Source organism: Mesorhizobium sp. 113-1-2 (assembly GCF_016756475.1).
In the GTDB taxonomy this organism is placed as follows: domain Bacteria; phylum Pseudomonadota; class Alphaproteobacteria; order Rhizobiales; family Rhizobiaceae; genus Mesorhizobium; species Mesorhizobium loti_C.
Genome location: NZ_AP023242.1, coordinates 6,796,914 through 6,815,208, shown reverse-complemented (window position 1 = coordinate 6,815,208; position 18,295 = coordinate 6,796,914). Strand labels below are relative to the sequence as shown.

The window sequence follows — 18,295 nt, the reverse complement described above, 5'->3', positions numbered from 1 at the left end:
CGTTCAGAGGAACCTGCCCCAAGTGTTTGATGAGAGCCTTTTTGAGCGCGGCGTAACCGGCCAGCCTATGTCCTTTTGAATTTCGATCGGTAGGCTGTTCAGAACGCGTTCCGACTTTCGTGCTTCACGGGCATTTTTGAAGGCCGCCCCATAGCGAGCGAGCGTTTCAAACATTGACATTTTCTTCTCCTGTAGAGCCTTGGGGCACCGAGGGATGTATCCAACGGGCGTTCGACGAATGTTGAATGCTCCACATTTGTATCTGGAAGGTTCCACCGAAATCGCCGTTCGGTAACAAAGATCGAGGCGTTGAAATTTTCCCACAACTGTCGCCGCTAGCTCGTGGATGCCGATGCGACATTTGCCTCTTTGATCGTTAGCGCGTCGTGATAACGGCCTCGAGATACTCGCTGGGTACGATGAGCGTACCCCGTCCGCCCCGGTTCATTCGATCCAGAAGATCAAAGATGTCAGCCTTCAAAGCAGCTTGCGCACCGACTTCGAGGGTCGCAAAGGCGCGGTTCATCGGGCCGTAGTAGGTCTTGAAGACACCAAAGAAATGATCAGCGGATTTGTACCGGAAGTTGAAAATCTGGCTTGAGCTTCTGACGTGATGCCCGGCGAAGAGTTCGGCGAGCCGCACCTGCGTGCCCCAAAGCGCCGGCGATTTAACGCCGGCCGGCGTAGGCAGATATTTGCCGATGGCCTTGAACAGCTGACCGATGAACCCGTTGGGCGTCCAGTTGGCGATGCCGATGCGACCACCCTGGCGAACCACGCGGGTGAGTTCGGCTGCTGCCTTCTCTTGGTTTGGGGTGAACATGACACCGAAGGTCGACAGCGCAACGTCGAACGAGCCATCCGCATAGGGCAGCGCCTCGGCGTCGGCCTCCTTGAAAGTAGCGGACAGGCGCTCCCCATCGGCGCGCTCCTGGCCTCGTTGCAAAAGGGCGTCGACGTAATCCGTTGAGGTGACCTGAGCGTAACGCCGCGCGGCGGCAAGCGTGGCATTGCCGTTTCCGGCAGCAACGTCGATTACTCGCTCATCTGCGCGCAGGTCGACTGCCTCGCATATGCGCTCTCCAACGATCTGCAGCGTGGTGCTGATCATGGCATAGTCGCCGGCGGCCCAGGTGACCTGCTGGCGGACCTTGATAGCCGCAAAGTCAGACAAGACCGTCGGGGAAGTGGTTTTGCTTGAATCAAGCACAGTGTTACCTTCCATAGTTGGATCATCAGATGACGAGAGCCCGGCCACGACCGGTCGGTGCGGATGGCGCCCGTCTTGGTGAGGGGTGTATAGAAGCCCACCATGCCGGCGAGTATGATCGCGCGGCCGAAACAGATGACTGATCGTCCAAATCAGGAAGACCGCTATGGACCCACTCTCGGACGTTCTGAGGTCATTTCGACTGACGGGCGGTGTATTTCTAGACGCCCGCTTCACCGCCCCATGGTGCGTTGCCACTAGGCTTTCCGCCGAGGATTGCAAAAAGTACATGACGGACCCGTTGCTGCTGATCGCCTATCACTTCGTTGTCGAGGGAAGACTGCTTATAAGCGTCGAGGGCGAGCCGGCGATCGAGGTGCGTGCCGGTGAGGTAGTGCTCCTTCCGCGCAATGATCTGCACGTGCTGGGCAGTGGCTACGGGCTGGACCCCGTCAGCGCGCTGGATCTTATCCGGCCATCGGATAGCGGCGGCCTTGCTCGGGTATCCCATGGTGGTGGTGGTGAAGCCACGCACATTGTCTGTGGCTTCCTGGGCAGCCAGGACCCCTTCAATCCCGTCATCGCGGCCTTGCCGAGCATCCTCAAACTCGACGTCCGAGAGGGGGCGTCGGGGGAGTGGATCGATGCTTCGGTGAGATTCGCAGCCAACGAATTAACCCGCGGCAAGTTAGGCTCATCGAGCGTCATGTCGCGTCTGTCAGAGCTGTTGTTTGTAGAGACCGTGCGCCATTATGCCACGACGTCGGACAATCCCGATGCAGGATGGTTGAAGGGTCTCGCCGACCCTCGCGTCGGGCGCGCGTTGGCGTTGATGCACGGGGACATGTGTGCTTCCTGGTCGACCGAAGCACTTGCTCGGGAAGTCTCAATGTCCCGTAGTGCTTTCGTTCAGCGCTTCACCAGCCTAATAGGCATGCCACCAATCCGATATCTAACGCTCTGGCGTCTCCAGGCCGCGAAATCGCAATTGCGGGAGAGCCAAAAGACGATCGGCCAGTTGGCATATTCGGTAGGCTATGAATCGGAGGAGGCCTTCAGCCGGGCCTTTAAACGGGAATTCGGTCTTCCACCGGCGCGGTGGAGAGACCAACAAGTGGCGCAATAGGCGCAATGGATTGATGCATTTGTCATCACTACGTTGTGCAAGTTGACGGTGCTTTTGATTATAGCAACGCCGCTGACTGATAGGCCTCTGCGAACTCGTCCGAAGGCTTGCCACGGGAAAAATGTTTTTGAATTCCCAACGACGGCACTTTGCGCGGCTCCGACGTTCAGTATGGTCACCAACAAAGTCTGCTTTCTCGACAGCTTTGGGCCGCAAGCGGACTGTCTGCCTTGCGACGGACGCAGCGCAAAGCGGTCGCTCAACTCACACCCGACGGTCCGGAGGGTCATAGGCTTATCGCGCCGCGATGACTTTCCGTTTCAAGAAGAGGCCGACCCTCGATAGACGCAGGAGCACCAGGGTGCCCAGACGGGTCTGCGCATGTTGTCGAGATGCCATGATCGCTGCGCGATGAGCTTCTTGTTGTTCCAGGTAGCATGCAAGTGCAAGGTCATAACGTGACGCTCGAATGTCGCCGGGGGGCTGTTCTACCGTTGACGATCCCCTAGATTGAATGGGCCAATCGGAAAGGCTGGGGCCAAGCATAGCGTTTCCCTTGCCAAGTGTTGATTTGAGAGTCTCTCGTATGGCCGTGAGGGATGCGTACGAAGAACTGTGATTGGTTCGTGAAAAGCGCCTGTCCAGACAGATTGCAGTTGAAGTCGCAGCAGGTCCGGGGAACAATCGAATGTCCAACATGGCTTGCGAACGGTGGCGCAAACACAACTTCTGTTATTCGGCGGCTTCACTCTTGCTGGAGGCGGGTTTGCCAATGCAGCGCTGAGCCGCAAAGCGCGTGGTTTGGTGACTTATCTAGCACTCAATCCTGGACAGTCCCATTCGCGCGAGAAACTCGCCGCGCTTCTATGGGGCGATACTGGGGAGCCGCAGGCGCGGATGAGCCTTAGACAGGCCCTGTCGGCGATCAGGAAGGCGTTGCCATCGGTCGACGACCGACGCCTCTTGGCAGACGGCGACAATGTCACCCTCAAGCTCGACGATCTTGAGATCGATGTGGCACGGTTCGAGCGCCTAGCGTCAGGTGCAGACCACGAGCAGCTTGAACAAGCCGTTGTTGTCTATCGCGGTGACTTGCTCGATGGCTTCGCCCTGAAGGAAGAACCGTTCAACGACTGGCTCAGGGTGGAACGAGAGAGATTGAGGACGATTTGGATCGGCGTTCTGGAAAAACTTCTGCATCACTACTCGGTTGAGAACAATCTGGCCGCTTATGTCGAGGCAGCGAGGCGCCTAATCGGATCGGATCCACTCAGGGAAGACATTCACCGAGGCCTCATGCAAATCTATGCCCGCCAAGGCCGATTGAACATGGCACTGAAGCAGTATGCCCAAATTCGCGAGGTCCTTCGCAAGCACCTCCAGGTGGAACCGGAGAAGGAGACGCGTGAGCTGAACGACAGGCTCCGTGCTAGCCGCTCGGTAACGTCCAAAGCGAATTCAACAACGTTGTTGGAACCCGCGGCAGGCCTTGTCGATAGTCCGGTGCCAGCCTCGCTGCGCCCAGAAACGCACTATGTAAAGTCGGGCGGGGTCAGCGTTGCCTATCAGGTAACCGGTGGAGGGCCGTTCGACCTCGTCTACGTACAGGGCTGGGTTTCCAACCTCGACTATGCTTGGGAATCCCCGCGGCTGGCGCATGTGCTGCGGCGGCTTGGGTCATTTTGCCGGCTGGTCCGCATCGACAAGCGAGGCACTGGGCTTTCCGATCGCAACGTGGGCTTTCCAACGATGCAGGAGCGGGCGGACGATTTACGGGCGGTACTCGATGCAATCGGATCGCGACGGACAGTCTTGTTCGGCAGTTCCGAAGGGGGCGTCCTGTGCATGCTTTTTGCGGCGACCTATCCCGAACGAACCCAGGCACTCATTCTTCACGGTGCTTACGCTCAGGGACTTTGGTCACCGGACTATCCTTGGGCAAAGACTAGAGAGGACATGGAAGAAGAACTGGCCGAAATCGAACGCAAGTGGGGAGAGCCTTGGGATTTGGGACGAGGGGCGCCGAGCTTGGCGAACGATACCCACGAGCAACAATGGTTCGCAGCCTATCTGAGGAGTTCGGCGTCTCCCTCCGATGCCATCGCATTGTGGCGCTGGGGCGCAGAAGTCGATGTTCGTAATATCCTCCACGCGATTCATGTGCCCACTCTGATCCTGCAGAGGAAAGGCGATCGATGGGTCAAGGTAGAAGAAGCGCTTTACCTGTCCGAGCACATTGCTGGCGCCACGCTCGTTGAGCTTCCGGGAGATGACCACCTGATCTGGGGCGCCGATTCGGACCGTCTAGTCGACGCAATCCAACACTATCTCGCCGTGAAGTTTCCGACGAAGGCCAGCTAAGGCTGCAAGGCTGGCTTGTCTTTCTCCTGCTTGTAGAAATGGACGATCTAGACGCCTTTTCCGTCGCAAGAAACCGACAGGCCATTGTCTCACTCGTCTCAGTTCATGCCGGACTTATGAGTTCACGGCCCTAGTGACGGAACCGGTAGACGCGTGCCAGTCTGTTCGGCACCATCATCAATTCGTCCGCAGTTCTGAAACCGGCCTCGCGGCCCATGCCAATCCAAGTCGCGGCCGTCTCGGCATAATCGGATGCGCGGCAGTGGGTCTCAAAGGCGGCGAACTCCTCGTCAGAGACCGTCGCCCACTCGGGCCTTATCTTATGAAATCGCTCGAGCCATCCCTCTCGATCCTCGCTCTCGAGGCGCGTGGGCTCCCATATCAGAAAAAGACCATCTCTGGGCAACAGGTCGCGGATTTTGCGCATGAAATTCCGCTTGTCCGGCGCAAGAAGATGGTGGAGGGACTGACCAATCCATACAACGTCGAGCGGCCCCTTCCAGGAATCGATTGCAGCAACGAAATCTCCGCAACGCAGTTCGACCGGGCAGGTGAGTGGGGCAAGCGCTTCCTTGGCTGCATCGAGCGACGGTTGGGATATGTCGATGCCGATATAGCGTGCGACGTTGCTGCCGGCCAGTGCGGCTGCTGAGCCGGGGGCTGTGCCGCAGGCCAGATCGGCAAAGACGAAGCCGTCGGAAGCCTCATCGAGAAGAACTTGGCGCAGCGTTTCATAGACCTCCCAATGGGCCATATAGTTCGCCGCGACAACCTTCTGGTATGTTGCAAGACCCTTCTCGAATAACTCTTGGTCGGACTTCATGGCTCCTCCTCGAGGCGAGCATTTCGCGTACTGGAAAAACTCGGTGCTTTCTGATTCGAACGTCACCCGTTTGGCGCCTGGGCTGGCACGGAGCGGCCATGATATTAGCATCAGCTTAAGTAATATCCGGCTTTTGCCAGGGGCCGTCAATCTGTGTCGTCCTGCTTTGACACCAGAAGAAGCGACACGTGGCGCCAGGATTTCAAGGGGTCGATAACGACGAGTCGAAACGATGCCACCTAATGCTTGTGGCAAGATGTTCGCTCCAATGGACGCGATTGATGGAGCGGCTCGATAGGCCATCTCGCTGGGCGCAGCACTGCAGAGGTACCCCAGCCGGCGGCGTTGAAAACCGCTCTTAGTCGCCGTATGAAATTAGGCAAATGTCTTCTCGCGAACCCGGAAACATCCGGGCCGGATTGAAGCCGGACTCTTCTTTGATACTCGACGTAGTCGGCCAAGTAGCGATCTAAAGCTAGACGAAATTCCTCTTGTCTACCTCGCTTTGCGAATCCGCATGTCTCCTGGAAATCTGGTGCGGCAAGGACAGGTGCCCGTTCGTGCGTGATCGACGACATTCTCGGCTCCTCGCTATCAACGTGGAGGTACCTTGCGTCTAGGGGTTTCAAATGTCCCCAAGGCTCTCGGAAAAGTTCCGAAACGTCCCGAAAAGACATAAGGTCCTCACATGTTTGGGCAGCGCGTTGCCTTTGGTTCGTTTGTTCTGAACTCGGAAAGCGGTACGCTTCTTCGAGACGGAGTTCCCGTGCCGGTCGGGTACCGAGCGCTGCTCCTTCTGGCGAAGTTAACGGACAGCGCCGGTCAAGTTCTCACCAAGACCGAATTGATCGACGCTGCCTGGCCGGGTATAGCGGTGGAGGAGAGCAATCTGTCTGTTCAAATCGCTTCGCTGAGAAGATTGTTGGGTTCGATGTCCGACGGCACGGACTGGATCGCGACAGTCGCTCGCGTTGGCTATCGGTTCACCGGCACCGTCGAAAAACTCGATCAGCCTGCACTGGCAGCCGCATCTTCGGAGCCGGGGCCATCGATCGCGGTGCTACCCTTCACAAATCTCAGCGAGGATGCAGAGCAACAGTACTTTGCCGACGGGCTGGCTGAGGACATTATAACGCGGCTTGGGCGGTTGCGCTGGCTGTTTGTACCCGCTCGCAACTCTTCTTTCAGCTACAGGGGCAAGGCTGTTGACGTCAAGCAGGTAGGGCGAGAACTCGGCGTCCGCTACGTGCTCGATGGAAGCGTTCGCCGCTCCCGGCAACGTCTTAGAATTGGCGCCGAAGTGAGCGACACGTCGAGTGGGCATCAGGTGTGGGCCGAGCGCTACGATGTTGAGAACTCCGATTTTCTCACTCTCCAGGACCAAATCGCAGACAGTGTCATCGGGGCAATCGAGCCGAGATTGTACGCAGCGGAATATGACCGCTTTCAGAGCCGCTCGCCCAATAATCTCGACGCCTGGGGTTTCGTCATGAGGGCCATGCCTCATGTTTGGACGTGGGGCCCGGCGGCGGACATCGATTCCGCGGAGGCGTTGCTAATGCACGCCACTGAGATCGAACCTGACTATCCCCGTGCCAATAGCTTGCTCGCCTGCATGCGAACGGCTCGAACACTGCTTGGAATTGTGGATCCGACGGCCAACCTTGCCGCCGCCCAAGAAATGGCCGAACGTGCAATCCAGCGTGATCCGATAGATCCCTGGACGCACTTTGCGGCCGGCTTTTCCTATATGGTGGCGCGCCGTTTTGATCAGGCAGTCGAAGCCTTAAGCGAGGCAATCAGCCTGAACCCCAGCCTTGCAATCGCTCACACCATCCTCGGATCGACCTACGGCTATGGAGGCCTTCCGACAGACGGTCTGCATCATCTCGCGATCGCGGAGAGGCTGAGTCCCCGCGACTTCACCCAAGCGGCGAACCTGTCCATAAAGGGCATGTGCCATTTCGTCATTGGAGATTTCGCCGAGGCCGTTCGGCTCGAGAGCCGCGCTGTGAGGCTCCGTCCCCATTTCGGAACCGCCTGGCGCACCCTCGCTGCGTCTGCCGGCGTGTTCGGCGATCAGGCCACGGCGGTTCGTGCTCTCAGCGAAGCGAAACGGCTTCAGCCATCTCTGTCTTTGGATTGGGTGGAGAAATACTACCCGATGGTGCGGCCAGAGCACCGTGCCCTCTACATCGAGGGATTGCACATTGCGGGGCTCAGCTGAACGGCCGACACCATCGGTTGCGCTCCCTCGATGTGGGAAGAGAAGCGATGTTCGCGTTTGTGTGTACGAACGCCGCGGCGAAGCGCTTTCAACGACCCGCACAAGGCAAGCCCTTTTTCCATCTCAGCGCTCCCCATAGATTTAGCGTCACAACTATGACGTAGGAGGCCACTCAGGTCGGCTTTCAGGACGCGGTTAAGCTGACCTCTACGGCCGAGATGCGTGGCATTGCTGACCGGCAGATTGGAGGCCGGAAGCTGACCGACTGGTTTTAGGTCAAGGTGCGAAGAAGCGGGCACTCGGCCTACGATACCATCTCGGACGTATTCCCTATCTGCAATAGCTCCGAAATCCGACCCTCAGGTGCATCACCAAGGCCGCGCTGCGTCACAAACGGACGTTGCAGGTCACCAAAGTTGACGCTAGGCTGGCCAAAGCCGACACTGAGCAGAGAAAGACAGGAGCACCTCAGTGGGAGGGCCCGACTCCGACTCTGAGATGACTATCAGCTCGCTCCGAACCGAGTTGACAGCGGCGCGCGAAGAAAATCAGGTGCGCACCGCGGAGGTCGCCAGTCTCCTTGAACAGCAGACAGCGACGAGTGCGATCCTCAGGGTGATTGCCGCATCGCCGACCGACATCCAACCGGTCCTGAATGCGGTCGCCGAAAACGCCGCACAACTCTGCGACGCCTATGACGCGGCGATCTTTCTGCGGCAAGGCGAATCGCTGGCCATTGGTGCACACCACGGGCCGATCCCCATCGACTTCTCCACTTTTCCGATCACGCGGGAGTGGGTCACCGGCCGCGCCGTGATCGATCGCAGGCCGGTCCACGTGCATGATCTACTCGCCCTGGAGGGCGAGTTCCCTGCAGGCCGATCGATGGCGCTGCGGCTTGGTCACCGGACAATTCTCGCCACCCCTTTGCTGCGTGAGGACGAGGCCATTGGAGCGCTAGTCATTCGCCGAACGGAGGTCAGACCGTTCAGCGAAAAGCAGGTCGAGCTACTCAAGACCTTCGCCGACCAGGCCGTAATCGCCATCGAAAATGTCCGCCTGTTCGACGAGGTGCAAGCGCGCACGCGCGATCTCGCCGAGGCGCTGGAGCAGCAGACCGCGACCGCCGATGTGCTCAAGGCAATCAGCAGGTCGGCCTTCGATCTTCAACCGGTACTGCAGACGCTGGTCGACTCGGCAATACGCCTGGCCGGGGCGGACATGGGCGCAATCACGTTGCGCGTTGGCGATACGTTGCGGTTCATGGCAGGCGGCGGGCAAGGTGCCGAACTGCAAGCATACGAACGAGCCAACCCACATGTCGTGGGACGAGGGACGTTCCAGGGCCGCGCCGCACTGGAGGGATTGACGATCCACGTGGCGGACGCGCTTGAAGACCCGGAATACGAAAGGCCGGAAGCGGCAGTCATGGGCAGTTTCCGCGGAGTACTTTCTGTTCCGCTGAAGCGGGGTCAGGAGACCATAGGCGTATTCGGTTTGGGGCGGCGGACGATCGGGCTATTTTCACCGCGTCAAGTCGAACTGGTCGAGAGCTTCGCCGACCAGGCCGTGATCGCAATCGAGAATGCCCGGCTGATCGAGAAAGTCGAGGGGCACAATCGTGAACTGGCCGAGTCGCTGGATCAGCAGACGGCGACGGCCGAAGTGTTGAAGACGATCAGCAGTTCGGTGTTCGATCTCGATTCCGTGCTGCGTACGCTGGTGAAGTCCGCGTCCGACCTCTGTCATTCCGGGATGGGCTACATCTATCTGCGCCAGGGCGAGGTGTTGCAGCCGACGGTACAGATCGGATGGAGCCAAGAATTCCAGGACCACATGAATAACCTCCCGGTCACGCCGGGCCGGGGCAGCATTGCCGCCCGTGTTGCCCAGAGCGGGTCCGTAGAGCAGATCGCCGACGTTCTCGACGATCCGGAGTATACCAACATCGAAGGCCAGCGGCTCGGCGGCTTCCGCACCCTGCTGGGCGTTCCGCTGATGCGTGACGGCGCCGTGACCGGCGTCTTCGTCCTCGCCCGTTCGTCAGTCTCTCCGTTCAGTACGCGCGAAATCGAACTGGTGCAGACATTTTCGGATCAGGCGGTCATCGCGATCGAGAACGTGCGGCTGTTCGAAGAGGTGGAGTCCCGCAACCGCGAACTAGCCGAGTCGCTGGAACAGCAGATGGCGACCGGCGCGATTTTGCAAGTGATCGCCGGCTCTCCTACGGACATTCAACCTGTGCTGGACGCCGTCGCTGAAGGAGCCGCTCGGCTCTGCGACGCCTATGACGCAACGATCTATCTGCTGCGCTCCGATAGGCTGGCTGTGGGAGCGCATCACGGACCGATTCCCATTGACGGCACCGGCTTGCCGGTCGCGCGCGACATCGTTACCGGCCGCGCCGTATTGGATCGGGTGCCAGTCCACGTTCCCGACTTGACCATCGCTGGAGAGGAGTTTGCAAGCGCCCGAATGATGGCTCAACTTCTTGGTTTTCGCGCGATTCTCGCCACGCCGCTGTTGCAGGAAGGAAAAGCAATTGGAGCGCTTATGATCCGGCGCATTGAGGCGCGGGCCTTTAGCGACAGCCAAATTGGCCTTCTCAAAACTTTCGCCAACCAGGCCGTCATCGCAATCGGCAATGTGCGGCTCTTCGAAGAGGTGCAGGCTCGCACCGCCGAGCTTGGCGAAGCGTTACAGCAGCAGATTGCGACCGCGGATGTGCTCAAGGTCATAAGCCGCTCCGCATTCGACCTGCAGAGCGTCCTGCAGACACTTATCGATTCTGCTGTTAGGCTCTGCGGCGCGAAAACGTCTGGCATCTTTATGCGGGACGGCGATGTCTTCCGGCTTGCGGCAGGCTACGACCAAACCCCGGAGTATCGCGCGTATGAAGAGGCGAATCCGAGTCCGATCAGCCGACAATCCTGGGTCGGCCGAACAGCACTCGACAAGGCAGTCGTCCATATTCCAGATGTTACCAAGGACACCGAACATGGCCTTCCCGATGCTCCGCGCCTCGGAGGATATTCGGCTGTGCTCTGTGTACCGCTCATGCGCGAAGGATCGGTAATTGGCGTCTTCGCAATGACGCGGCCCGAACCCGGGCCCTTCACCGATAGCCAGATCGAACTTGTCCAGACCTTTGCCGATCAGGCGGTGATCGCCATCGAGAATGTGCGCCTGTTTGAAGAGGTACAGGCACGCACGGCGGAACTGAGCGAGTCACTGCAGCAGCAAACGGCGACTGCGGATGTGCTAAAGGCGATCAGCCGTTCGACGTTCGACCTCCGGGCAGTGCTCGACGCTCTGGCCGCATCGGTAACCCGGCTGTGCGAAGCGGACAACGCCTCGATCGTGCGTGAGACGGGCGGCAAATTCGTCGAGGCTGCGAGTTACGGCTATCCGGCCGATCTCGAGGAATATTTCAGCGGTTTTGTGCACGTCCCGGGGCGCGGCACCGGTGTCGGCCGAGTCCTGCTCGAAGGCAAGGCCGTCCAGATTCCAGACGTGCTGGCTGATGCCGACTACACGCTGTGGGAAGGACAGCGGCTTGGCGGATACCGCACGGTGCTGGCCGTGCCGCTGCTGCGCGAGGGGGTTCCAATCGGCGTTTTCTCACTCACCCGCTCGACGGTGCGGCCCTTCACCGAAAGGCAGATCGAACTCGTCGAAACCTTTGCCGACCAGGCAGTGATCGCCATCGAAAATGTCCGTCTGTTCGACGAGGTGCAGGCCCGCACGGCGGAATTGAGCGAATCGCTGCAGCTGCAGACGGCAACGGCGGATGTTCTGAAGGCGATCAGCCGTTCCACATTCGACCTGCAGCCGGTTCTCGACACGCTGGCAGAATCGGCGGCCAAGCTGTGCGACGCGGACACGAGCGTCATCTTCAAGCGTGATGGCGATCTCTACCGGTGGTCGGCCGAGTACGGCAATTTGCCCGAAGCCGCGGCTTTCGCCAAAGCCAATCCCTTCGCCGCCGGTCGCGACAGCGTCACCGGAAGGGTGGCCCTCGAAGCCCGCGCCGTCCACGTTTCGGACGTGCTCGCCGACCCGGACTACGGGGCAACGCAGCTTCAGAAGCTCGGCGGTTACCGGACCATTCTATGCGTTCCAATCTTGCGCGAAGGCGCGCCGGTCGGCGTGTTCGCGCTGACGCGGTCACAGGTGCGGGACTTCACGCCGAGGCAGATCGAGCTCGTCGAGACGTTTGCCGACCAGTCCGGCATAGCGATCGAAAACGTTCGGCTGTTCGACGAGGTGGAGGAGCGTACCCACGAATTGTCACGCTCGCTCGAAGATCTGAGGACCGCGCAGGACCGGCTCGTGCAAACGGAGAAGCTCGCCTCACTCGGCCAGTTGACCGCCGGTATCGCCCACGAGATCAAGAACCCGCTCAACTTTGTCAACAACTTCTCAGCGCTCTCCGGCGAACTCATCGATGATTTGAACAGTGTGCTGGCCGGAGCGCCTTTGGAGGCATCCGTGCGCGAAGAGGTCGGCGAGCTGATAGCCATTCTCAAGAGCAATCTCGACAAGGTGGTCCAGCACGGCAAGCGGGCCGATTCCATTGTCAGAAACATGCTGCTGCATTCGCGCGCGGGTTCAGGAGAGCATCGACCGATTGACATCAATGCCATCGTGGAGGAGAGCCTGAACCTTGCCTATCACGGGGCGCGCGCCGAAAAGCCGGGTTTCAACGTCACGCTGACGCGGAATCTCGACCCGCAGGCGGGGGATGTCGATCTCTACCCGCAGGAGATCACGCGGGTGCTCCTCAACCTCATCTCCAACGGCTTTTATGCAACAGCCAAGCGCAGCGCCGCGGCAAATGGCGCGGGCTATGAGCCGACGCTCTCCGCCACCACCATGAGTCTCGGCGACCGTGTCGAAATCAGGATCCGCGACAACGGCACCGGCATTCCGCCGGAGGTGAAGGAGAAGATGTTCAATCCATTCTTCACGACCAAGCCAGCCGGCGAGGGTACCGGGCTCGGCCTGTCGCTCAGCCACGACATCGTCGTCAAACAGCATGCTGGCACGATCGACGTCATCAGCCAGCCAGGCGAGTTCACCGAGTTTCGGATTGTGCTGCCGCGCGCTGCGGCCTCGCTCGCAAAATCGGGAGGTGAAGAATGAGCCTCCTCATTCTGGTCGTCGACGACGAGCCCGACGTCGAGCCGCTGTTTCGCCAGCAGTTCCGCCGCGACATCCGAGCCAGCCGCTTCACCATGGAGTTCGCGCAATCGGCGGTGGACGCGTTGGAGCAGATAGACCACGCCGAAGGGGTGACACTGATCCTGGTGCTGTCCGACATCAACATGCCCGGCATGAGCGGGCTCGAGCTCCTGCCGAAGATCAAGGTGCAGCGGCCGGACGTCCCGGTCATCATGATCACCGCTTATGGCGACGCCGAAACCAAGCGCAAGGTGTTGGAGAACGGCGCCGAAGCGCTGCTGACCAAGCCGATCGACTTTGCGGCGCTCAGGCAACAGATCGAAACACGGCTGGGAATGGTGGCGTGACGGCGCGCATTCTTGTGGTTGACGACGAGCCCGACCTTGAGGTCTTGATCGTCCAGAAGTTCCGGCGTCAGATCCGCGACGGCGCGGTCATTTTCCTGTTCGCCAGCGATGGTGTGGACGCCCTGTCCGTCATCGACGGCAACAGCGACATCGACATGGTGCTGTGCGACATCAACATGCCCCGCATGGACGGCCTGTCGCTGTTGGAGAAGCTGCAGCAGGCCGAGGGGCAGCAGCTTTCGACGGTCATCGTCTCCGCTTACGGTGACATGGCCAACATCCGCACTGCGATGAACCGCGGCGCCTTCGACTTCATCACTAAGCCGATCGACTTTGCCGACCTGGAGACCACGATCGCCAAGACCTTGAAGCATCGCGAGGTGCTGCACGAGGCGCATAGGCGGCAAGCGGTCGCGGAGCGCGCGCATGCATCCCTATCGCGCTACTTCTCGCCCAATCTGGCCGAGCGGCTGGCCGGCGACGCGGACGGGTCGGCGCTGGCCGGGCAGTGGCGCGAGGTCGCCTCGCTGTTCACCGACATTACCAGCTTCACCACGCTGGTGGAAACGATCGACCCTGCCACGCTTGGCGCGCTCCTCAACGACTATTTGGCTGGCATGACCGACGTCGTGTTCGCGCATGAAGGCACCGTCGCCAAGATCGTCGGCGATGCGCTGCATGTGCTGTTCGGCGCTCCTGGCGAGCAGCAGGACCATGCGGCCCGCGCGGTTGCCTGCGCGTTCGAGCTCGACGCGCTGTCGCAATCGTTCCGCGATAGCTGGCGCGACAAGGGCGTCGCGGTCGGTACGACCCGCATCGGCGTCCATGCAGGTCCGGCGCTGGTCGGAAATTTCGGCGGAGGCCGCTTCTTCGACTACACGGCCTATGGCGACACCATCAATATAGCGGCGCGGCTGGAAAGCGCCAACAAGCAGCTGGGCACGCGTATCTGCGTCAGCGCGAGCGCCGCTGCAAGGGTCGATGGCTTCCGCGGACGGCCGGTCGGCGATCTGATGCTGCGCGGCAGGGCCGAGGCGCTGCGCGCGTTCGAGCCTTTGTCGTCAAAGCAGTATGATGATCCTTCGACGGCCAGCTATCTTGAAGCCTTTGGCAGATTGGAGGTCGGCGAGGCAAACGCGCTTACGGCTTTCGCCGCGCATATCGGCAAATGTCCGGACGACCAGCTCGCCAGCTTCCATCTCAAGCGGCTGCTCAACGGCGCCAAGGGAACGCGGATCAGCCTCGACTGATCTTTGCGCAAGTCGCGACCGCGACCGTCAAGCCTCGTCGCCGGCAATGTCTGCTTTCACGAGGTGGCTAAGGTGCCCTCAACGGCTGACAAAAGGCGCAAATTGGTCACGGCTCCACTCGTGAAGTGGAGCCGCTCCTGATCAAACCTCAGTTGCCTCGGCGAGTTCGAGAGCATGCTCTGTATCGACTCCCAGATAGCGGACGGTGTCCTCGATCTTCGTATGACCGAGCAAGATCTGGACGGCCCGCAGATTTCCGGTCGCTTTGTAGATGATCGAAGCCTTGGTGCGACGCAGGGAATGTCTGGCCGAAGGCCGATCGCCTCGACCCATTCGTCGACGAGGCGGGCATACTGCCTTGTGCTCATGTGAGCCGTTGGATCGATCCTACCCGGAAATGCGTAATCATCCACCGTCCCGCCGCGTCGCTCCAACCATGCGAGAAGGCTGGAGCGTGCGTCGCTCATCAACTCGAACTGAACAGGTCGGCCGGTCTTCTGTTGGATGATCATTGCGCGAGCTCGGATCTCCGGTCCTACAACAAGATGGCCGATTTTGATCTTGACCAGATCGCAGCCGCGCAACTTGCTGTCGATCGCCAAATCGAAGAGCGCTCTGTCTCGCAGACGCCGTTCCCGAGGTGGCAAGGTCGTAGCACGAGTGTCCATTTCGTTTCTCCTTCGGCCATGATCGGCCACCGGGGAAACGCCATTAGACGGTTGCGGGGCCGGGATAAGCAGGTCCGCTTTTGTTCAGGAAAAAACGATAGCGGACGTTCAACCTCCAAGGTCTGATGTCGTGAGATGACCCCAAAGTAGCCCTTCGGCAGCACCCGCGATCGGACCATAATGACCCCATGTGCGGAACGCCAAGGAACGTGGTGGGTTGATCGCTGCCGGCGCCGGCCTGCACGCTCGCATTAGAGGAAGGACTAGACTACGCTCGCCAGTCGGAGCGACCTATGGGAGAGCCGGGACACAAGCATGGAGCGACGCCTCACCGCAATCCTTGCTGCCGACGTCGTCGGCTACAGCCGCCTCATGGGAGCCGACGAGGTTGGCACGCTTGCGCACCTGAAGAGGCTTCGCGCCGAAGTGATCGAGCCCAAGATCAAAGAGTCGCACGGACGCATCGTCGGTTCCGCTGGCGACAGCCTTCTTGTCGAATTCGCCAGCGCAGTCCACGCGGTGCGGTGTGCGGTCGAAGCCCAGGAGGAATTGGCCGCTCACAATGCAAGTTTGCCCGAAGACAAGCGCATGACTTTCCGCATAGGCGTGAATTTGGGCGACATTATTGCACAGGACGATACGATCTACGGTGTTGGCGTGAACATCGCCGCGCGGCTCGAGAAGCTTGCAGAACCTGGCGGCGTCTGCGTCGCGAGCAACGTCTACGAGCAGGTCAAAGGCAAACTAGACTATGCCTACACCGACCTCGGTAGCCATCAGGTCCACAACATCGTGGAGGCGGTGCGCGCCTATCGGGTCAGTCGAGGGAAACCCGCTTCGGTATCCTCCACAAGGGTTGCGCTGATGCTTCCCGAAAAACCGTCCATCGCGGTCTTGCCATTCGACAACATGAGTGGCGACCCGGAGCAGGGCTACTTCGCTGACGGCATGGTTGAGGAGATCATCACCGCGCTGTCCCGGACGCGCTGGCTGTTCGTCATCGCGCGCAACTCGAGCTTTACCTACAAGGGCCGGGCAGTGGACATCAAGCAGGTTGGACGCGAGCTTGGTGTGCGCTACGTCCTTGAAGGGAGCGTGCGCAAGGCGGCGACCAGGGTTCGCATCAGCGGGCAGCTTATCGACGCGACAACGGGAGCACACCTATGGGCCGACCGTTTCGACGGCGCGCTGGAGGACGTTTTTGACCTGCAGGAGGAAGTGACCCGGAGCGTCGTCGGAGCGATCGCTCCGAAGCTGGAACAGGCAGAGATCGAGCGAGCCAAGCGCAAGCCGACCGAGCACCTTGACGCCTACGACTACTATCTGCGCGGGATAGCAAGCCTGCACCAGTTGACCAGGGAATCCACGGCAAACGCCCTTCAGTTGTTTTACAAAGCCATCGAACTCGACCCTGAATTCGCCTCGGCATACGGCATGGCCGCGTTCTCTGCCGTCATGCGCAAGGCGAACGGCTGGATGGCCGATCGTGAGCAGGAAACCGTCGAAACAGAACGCCTGGCTCTGAAGGCAGTGGATTTGGGCAGGGATGACGCGGTTGCGCTCTCACTCGGCGGGACCGCACTCGCCTTCGTCGTGGGCGACAACAATAGCGGGGCAGCGTTCATTGATCGCGCGCTCGCGCTCAACCCGAACCTGGCTGCTGCGTGGCTATTCAGCGGCTGGGTCAGAGTCGACCTCGGCGATACGGAAACCGCCGTCCAGCACCTGGCGACTGCGATACGCATGAGCCCGGTCGACCCGCTCATGTTCGACATGCAGAATGCGCTTGCAGTGGCTCATCTCTTCGCTGGTCGATTTGAGGAGGCATCATCCTGGGCCGAAAGGTCGTTACAGGAAAAGCCGGACTTTTTGGGGTCATTGCGCTATGCGGCTGCAAGCTATGCTCATGCTGGCCGAACCGAGGAAGCGCAAAAGGTGGTGAGCCGAATTCTCGCCCTCAATCCCGGCCAACGAATTTCCAATCTGGCCGATGTCATGCCGACCTGCCGTCCGGCCGATATGGCTCTGCTTGCAGAAGGTTTGCGAAAGGCGGGACTACCGGAATAGCGCTGCCAAGCTGGCGAATCGATCGTGAGTTGGGAACGCACCGACATCGCAAAGACCGCACCGTCGGTGGCGTCGGCCCGGCACAAATCGCCATAGGGCGCCGTATAAGCGATCCGACGCCATGTCAGGGCACTGATCCCACTCGTCGCGTGGGCCTCGATTGGGGTGCCTGTGGCGAAGCATCTGCTCGATCTCTAGCCAAGTCGGCGATGCATCAGCAGACCTCGACGGCCCAGATTGGGCGCCTTTCTGACTACCTTCTCACTTTGATAATTGCCGATTGGCAAGATGCGACAACGACGCGATCGTAGCGGACAATTTTGCAGCAGACCTTGCAGCGCCGGCAGGCGCCAGCTTATTTCACCCTGAGCATCGAACCGCTGCGACGGTATGTGACGTCACGCGTCGTGCCTTCGAAAGACGCCAGACGGCGTCTTTTCAGAGCCAATGGATAGCCCTGTTCACGTTGTGGTCCGATCTGGACCGGTTTGCAAATTCGTTCGGGGTGAGCCCATCGAGGCTCGTATGTGGGCAGTTTACATTGTAGTCGATCCTCCATTTTTCGATGATCTCGCGAGCATGCCGATAGCTGGTGAAGAGCCGCTCGTTGAGGCACTCATCGCGCACCCGGCCGTTAAAGCTTTCCACCAAGCCGCTCTGCATCGGCTTGCCCGGCGCGATGTAGTGCCATTCGACATGCCGGTCTTCCTGCCATGCCAGCATGGCATTCGAGGTCAGCTCGGTGCCGTTGTCCGACACGATCATGCAGGGGTATGTGCTTGGCGACCACATCGAAGCGATCAAATCCCACATTTTCAGAATGGACGACTTAACGCTTAGGGCTCTTGAAGCAAACCTGCCGTCAAAAGCGCCTGCCGGCACAGCTTAGATGCTCATGCTCCTACTGGTCCACCGGGAGATGGAACGCCGGTCAAGGCGCAACCGGAACGTCCTAACATTCCCATCGGGACAATTGAGACGACAGGACTAAAGTCTTGCGCCGAAGCCTAAGCGGATCGCACCGTCGGTCAT

General features: G+C 59.9%; 10 protein-coding genes and 2 pseudogenes. 7 read left to right on the top strand and 5 right to left on the bottom strand.

Annotated elements, in window-relative coordinates:
* Positions 1-3: 3 nt before the first annotated feature.
* Complete coding sequence (locus JN279_RS32950; RefSeq protein WP_096454608.1) at positions 4-180, bottom strand: hypothetical protein; 177 nt, start codon at positions 178-180, stop codon at positions 4-6.
* A gap of 196 nt (positions 181-376) precedes the next feature.
* Positions 377-1,225, bottom strand: coding sequence for a class I SAM-dependent methyltransferase (locus tag JN279_RS32945; RefSeq protein ID WP_202351265.1), 849 nt, complete (start codon positions 1,223-1,225; stop codon positions 377-379).
* 151 nt (positions 1,226-1,376) lie between these two features.
* Between JN279_RS32945 and JN279_RS32940 the strand changes: the two genes are divergently transcribed.
* Together JN279_RS32940 and JN279_RS32935 are read left to right on the top strand one after the other, a co-directional pair.
* Positions 1,377-2,336: an AraC family transcriptional regulator gene (locus JN279_RS32940; RefSeq protein ID WP_202351264.1), complete on the top strand. Its 960-nt coding sequence runs from the start codon at positions 1,377-1,379 to the stop codon at positions 2,334-2,336.
* 711 nt (positions 2,337-3,047) lie between these two features.
* The gene (locus JN279_RS32935) at positions 3,048-4,697 is read left to right on the top strand and encodes an alpha/beta hydrolase (RefSeq protein ID WP_202351263.1); all 1,650 of its coding nucleotides are present in this window, start codon (positions 3,048-3,050) and stop codon (positions 4,695-4,697) included.
* Between the two features lie 130 nt (positions 4,698-4,827).
* Here the strand turns inward: JN279_RS32935 and JN279_RS32930 are convergent, their stop codons facing one another.
* The gene (locus JN279_RS32930) at positions 4,828-5,520 is read right to left on the bottom strand and encodes a class I SAM-dependent methyltransferase (RefSeq protein WP_202351262.1); all 693 of its coding nucleotides are present in this window, start codon (positions 5,518-5,520) and stop codon (positions 4,828-4,830) included.
* A gap of 688 nt (positions 5,521-6,208) precedes the next feature.
* Between JN279_RS32930 and JN279_RS32925 the strand changes: the two genes are divergently transcribed.
* The 4 genes from JN279_RS32925 (at position 6,209) to JN279_RS32900 (ending at position 14,528) form a co-directional block, all read left to right on the top strand.
* Entirely contained in the window at positions 6,209-7,747 is a 1,539-nt protein-coding gene (locus JN279_RS32925; protein ID WP_202351261.1) for a winged helix-turn-helix domain-containing tetratricopeptide repeat protein, read from the top strand.
* A gap of 498 nt (positions 7,748-8,245) precedes the next feature.
* Positions 8,246-12,892 carry a GAF domain-containing protein gene (locus tag JN279_RS38425; protein ID WP_244734254.1) on the top strand — a complete coding sequence of 1,549 codons (4,647 nt, stop codon included), beginning with the start codon at positions 8,246-8,248 and terminating at the stop codon, positions 12,890-12,892.
* The gene (locus tag JN279_RS32905) at positions 12,889-13,278 is read left to right on the top strand and encodes a response regulator (protein WP_096454701.1); all 390 of its coding nucleotides are present in this window, start codon (positions 12,889-12,891) and stop codon (positions 13,276-13,278) included. Before JN279_RS38425 ends, JN279_RS32905 begins: the two co-directional genes overlap by 4 nt.
* The gene (locus JN279_RS32900) at positions 13,275-14,528 is read left to right on the top strand and encodes an adenylate/guanylate cyclase domain-containing protein (protein WP_096454703.1); all 1,254 of its coding nucleotides are present in this window, start codon (positions 13,275-13,277) and stop codon (positions 14,526-14,528) included. Before JN279_RS32905 ends, JN279_RS32900 begins: the two co-directional genes overlap by 4 nt.
* A 141-nt stretch (positions 14,529-14,669) precedes the next feature.
* Here JN279_RS32900 and JN279_RS32895 read toward each other — a convergent pair.
* A pseudogene (locus JN279_RS32895) lies at positions 14,670-15,166 on the bottom strand (tyrosine-type recombinase/integrase); the annotation flags it as partial.
* Positions 15,167-15,511: 345 nt separating this feature from the next.
* Here JN279_RS32895 and JN279_RS32890 point away from each other — a divergent pair.
* The gene (locus JN279_RS32890; protein WP_096454600.1) at positions 15,512-17,263 is read left to right on the top strand and encodes an adenylate/guanylate cyclase domain-containing protein; all 1,752 of its coding nucleotides are present in this window, start codon (positions 15,512-15,514) and stop codon (positions 17,261-17,263) included.
* A gap of 438 nt (positions 17,264-17,701) precedes the next feature.
* On the opposite strand, the pseudogene JN279_RS32885 reads toward JN279_RS32890, so the two are convergent.
* Positions 17,702-18,034 (bottom strand): annotated as a pseudogene (locus tag JN279_RS32885) (integrase core domain-containing protein); the annotation flags it as partial.
* Between the last annotated feature and the right edge of the window lie 261 nt (positions 18,035-18,295).